The 3587-nt window shown below is 60.1% G+C and carries 4 protein-coding genes; 2 read left to right on the top strand and 2 right to left on the bottom strand.

The annotated features are described in order from the left end of the window. Nucleotides 1-1144 (top strand): NADH-quinone oxidoreductase subunit M (locus NW807_RS06650; RefSeq protein ID WP_414425627.1); only part of this gene is annotated, 1144 nt, incomplete at its 5' end. A 110-nt stretch (nt 1145-1254) separates the two neighbouring features. On the opposite strand, the gene NW807_RS06645 is transcribed toward NW807_RS06650, so the two are convergent. Together NW807_RS06645 and NW807_RS06640 are read right to left on the bottom strand one after the other, a co-directional pair. Beyond that, entirely contained in the window at nt 1255-1434 is a 180-nt protein-coding gene (locus tag NW807_RS06645) for a hypothetical protein (RefSeq protein ID WP_414420918.1), read from the bottom strand. A gap of 504 nt (nt 1435-1938) precedes the next feature. Further along, nucleotides 1939-2937, bottom strand: coding sequence for an ABC transporter substrate-binding protein (locus NW807_RS06640; RefSeq protein ID WP_414420920.1), 999 nt, complete (start codon nt 2935-2937; stop codon nt 1939-1941). A 130-nt stretch (nt 2938-3067) separates the two neighbouring features. Here NW807_RS06640 and NW807_RS06635 point away from each other — a divergent pair. Further along, nucleotides 3068-3587, top strand: a 520-nt coding sequence (locus tag NW807_RS06635; protein WP_414425626.1) for an SAM-dependent methyltransferase, incomplete at its 3' end; no start/stop codon positions are given.

Raw genomic sequence — 3587 nt, 5'->3', positions numbered from 1 at the left:
CGGGCCTGTTTATCTCCTCATCGCCATCTGGGGCGGGCCGCAGCGCCAGTATGCTGCCACTAAGTTCATCCTCTACACCGCCGCCGCTTCGATCTTTATCTTGGTGGGATCCCTGACAATGGCCTTTGCTGGCGAGGGCTTTAGCCTGGAGATGGCAGAGCTAGGTGCTAAGTCCTACCCGCTGGCCCTGCAGATCTTGGCGTATACGGCTTTCCTCATGGCCTTCGGGGTCAAGCTCCCGATTTTTCCCCTCCATACTTGGCTGCCCGATGCCCACAGCGAAGCCTCGGCGCCCATTTCTATGATCCTGGCCGGGGTACTGCTCAAGATGGGGGGCTATGGCCTCATCCGCCTAAACGCGAATCTCCTAGCGGAGGCCCACGTGTACTTTGCCCCGGTGCTGGCGGTGCTGGGGGCAGTGAACATCATCTATGGGGCGCTGGCGGCCTTGGGACAAAACCACCTCAAGCGGCGGCTAGCCTACTCCTCCATTGCCCACATGGGCTTTGTGTTGATTGGCATGGCAACTTTTACGGAGCTGGGGCTTAATGGCGCTCTGCTGCAGATGATCTCCCACGGGCTGATCGCGGCGGTGCTCTTCTTCTTGACAGGGATCACCTATGAGCGCACCCACACCCTTTTTCTGGAGAAGTTGGGAGGATTGGCCAAGCAACTGCCCAAGACCTTTGCCCTGTTTACGGCAGGAGCTTTGGCCTCTTTGGCGCTGCCGGGGATGAGCGGCTTTGTGGCCGAGCTGACGGTATTTTTGGGCTTGACCACCAGCGATGCCTATGCACCAGCCTTCAAAGCAGGGGTGGCGCTGCTGGCGGCAGTGGGTCTTATCTTGACGCCTGTCTACTTGCTTTCTCTGCTGCGGCAGACTTTCTATGGCCCTTCGGATCCCAGCCTGGTGCTGGAAGAGTACCTGGGCGATCTGCGCCCGCGGGAAATGGCAGTGGCCCTCTGCCTGCTCTTGCCAATTCTTGGCATTGGCTTCTACCCACGTTTGGCTATCCAGAGCTATGATGTGACAACGGTGGCGGTGGCAGCCCACTTGCGCAGTGCCCTGGCAACGGAAATTGTCCAGCGGCCCCTTTTGCCAGCGCAACCAGCTCAGGTAGCAGCGCTGCCCACCCGCAACTGAGAACTTTGCGGCTTGCTTAACAGGAAGAGCTGGTACTTTTCAGCTCTTCTTTATGTTTGAGCTTGGACTTGAGGGGGAGGATGTCTTCAACCCTGCTGGGGGTGTTAACTCTAGCGAGGATCGGAAGGAATAGAGTTGTGTTCCATCAGGTTGAGTTGCACCACCAGCCACCATAGGGTGATGTCGGAGTAGGTTCCCCGCTGCTTCAGACGGGAGATAGAGTGAACCGGGTTTTGGCTGTCGATCATCCACTCCGAAGCAATGATTCGGCTACGTTCGCGGGCTTCCATTTTTTCTCTCCCCTCGCCAACTCTCAAAGCTTGAGATAGCTCCTATTTTCAGGATGGCGAATTTGGCGGGAAGCGTGTGAAAAAATATATTACGCGAGGATCCCAAGGAGAGCTAACTTTCTTAGCAATTGCAATCCCAGGGGCCAGTTAGTTGGGCGCTTGCCGACTGCGAGGGCCAGAGAAGCTTGACAAAGGGTCGAAATTTTTGCCAGGGGGATAGGGATACCCTGACGGTGAGCCGATCCAAAATCTCATCGTGGGAGAGGCCTTTGCGAACCCATCCTTCACAGCTGTGCAGCCGCTGGGCGGCGCCGAGGAGAAAGCGGTTGAGAGGTGGCCTGCGCACAGACTGGATCCGGTCCTGAGAGTAACAAGAAGAGGCCCGCCAGTATCCCCCCTCCCGATCCATTTTGGTTCCCCAGAGCTTGTAGGCTATGGCCAATGCTATCGGCTTGGATGGCAACGACCCTCTGCCCCACTGGTGGCCGCCAAGCTTGGCGGTGATTAGGCAATCTGGCTAGGAAGAAAGTCAAGGGTGTAGGCTTGCTGGACGTCCAAGCCAGCTTCGACAACTCCCAGGGCAACCATTTCCTGAAAATAGGTCTGCCAGCGCTGGTGGGTCATGGCGCCGATCCCCAGGGTAGCCGCGTCGCCGGCAGTGAGGAGGCCGTAGTCTTTTAGGGCCTGGTGGGCGTAGGCCAAGAGGGCCTCGCTCATGTTGGGGTTGTCCTCGCGGATGAGGCGGTTGCCGGGGCGGGGATCCTCTAGGTAGCTTTGCCACCCTTCAATGGAGGCGGCCACAAACTTGCGCACTTCCTCAGGGTGCTGTTCGGCAAAGGGGCGGGTGGTCTCCAAGGTAGTGGCATAAGGGGAATAGCCGTAGTCGGCCAAGAGAAAGACAACGGGATCAAAACCGCCCTCCTGGCGCACGCGGAAGGGCTCGGAGGTGACATAGCCCTGTTGGGCGGAATACTTGTCCAGCAGGAAGGGGGTGAGGCTGAAGTTGTAGGGGCGCTTTTGGTCGTCGGTGAAGCCAAATTTGGCCCGCAAGAACGGCCAGTAGGTGAGGTTGGCCCCTGGCGAGACCCAGATGGGCTTGCCCCGCAAGTCTTCTAGGCGCTCAATGCCCACCCCCGGATGGGCCAAGAGACACTGGGGATCCTTTTGGAAAAAGGCAGCCACGGTGAGCACCGGGATCCCGGATTGCAGGGCAGCCAGGGCGTCAGGGCTGCCGCCGAGGACGAAGTCTGCTGCCCCCCCCGCCAGGAGTTGCAGCACGTTGACCGCCGTTCCCCCCATGCGGATTTCCACCTGCAGGCCGTAGTCGGCGTAGATGCCTAGGGCCAGGGCTTGGTAGAAGCCGCCGTGTTCGGCTTGGGCATACCAGTTGGTTACTAGCCGCAGAGGCCGGGATTGGCGGGATCCCGCTCCCACCGCCAGTAGAGCAGCTCCAGCAGCCAGAAACTGCCGGCGCGGCCAAGGCTTTGCAACGGCGTTCGCCATGGGCTTCCACGCTTTTCCGTCAAGGGGCAGGGCTCTTCTTAGCCTAGCTGGAAGATTGGAGAGAGGGGGCTAAGATCCTGCTTTTGCGGCAGGATGGGATAGTTGAGACCAGAGACAGCAACACATCCCCATGGGCAAGGTGTATCTGGTGGGAGCGGGGCTGGGCGGGCGGGCGGGTCTGACGCAAGGGGCGCTGGAGATCCTGCGGCAGGCCGAGGCGGTTTGGGTGGATGAGCTGGTGGACGAGCGCTTGTTGGCGGAGTTGTCCCCGCAGGCCCAGGTGTGGCGACGTTCCGGAGAAGCGGGTTTGCAGGAGGGCATTCGCTGGCTCATCCAGCGCTGCCGAGAAGGCAAGCAGGTGGTCCACCTCAAGTCGGGGGATCCCTTGATCTTTGGCCGCGCCCGTGAGGAAGTGCAGGCCCTGCGGGAGGCAGGCTGTCCGTTTGAGATCTGGCCAGGCTTGTCGTCGGCCCTAGCCGGCCCTTTATGGGCTGGGATCCCGTTGACCGATAAACACCTGAGCCGCGCCTTTGCTGTTCTCACCGCCCATGAGCTGGAGGCTCTGCCCTGGGGCGCTCTGGCCCAGTTGGATACGCTGGTGATTTTGATGGGATCCCGGCAGCGGCAATCCATTGGCACCCGGTTGCTGG

The sequence above is a fragment of the Synechococcus sp. R70.1 genome (assembly GCF_047461675.1).
Classification (GTDB): Bacteria; Cyanobacteriota; Cyanobacteriia; order Thermostichales; family Thermostichaceae; genus Thermostichus.
This window is presented reverse-complemented; position numbering and strand designations above follow the sequence as displayed.

What these genes read in the sequence shown, in the direction of transcription:
- NW807_RS06640 (WP_414420920.1), bottom strand. Translation starts at nt 2,937, where the DNA reads ATGGCGAACGCCGTTGCAAAGCCTTGGCCGCGCCGGCAGTTTCTGGCT.
- NW807_RS06645 (WP_414420918.1), bottom strand. Translation starts at nt 1,434, where the DNA reads ATGGAAGCCCGCGAACGTAGCCGAATCATTGCTTCGGAGTGGATGATC.